Consider the following 298-nt stretch of genomic DNA (forward strand, 5'->3'; position numbering starts at 1 on the left):
TCGTGCGCGATCAGTGGGAACGCCGCAGCCAGGGCGAGGGCTCCAAGGGGCAGCGAGCCTACGACTGGGCGTGGTTCGAGGTCGCCCTGCCCGGACAGCTGCCGGCCGACGGCTTCGCCCATCGGCTGCTGATCCGCCGCAGCACCGAGAAGAAGCAACTGGCCGGCGGCCGCGTCGACTACGAGTACGCGTACTTCCTCGTCCACGCCCCCGCCGCCGACCCGGTCACCGAGGCTGTGCGCCGGGCCGGGGTCCGCTGGAAGATCGAGGAGAACAACGAACTCGCCAAACAGATCAC

1 pseudogene is annotated in these 298 nt (G+C 69.8%); it reads left to right on the forward strand.

Features of this window, described 5'->3' with window-relative positions:
* Nucleotides 1-298 (forward strand): annotated as a pseudogene (locus RB628_RS41895) (hypothetical protein); the annotation flags it as partial.

Origin of the sequence: Streptomyces sp. ADMS (assembly GCF_033441795.1) — a bacterium.
Taxonomy (GTDB): Bacteria; Actinomycetota; Actinomycetes; order Streptomycetales; family Streptomycetaceae; genus Streptomyces.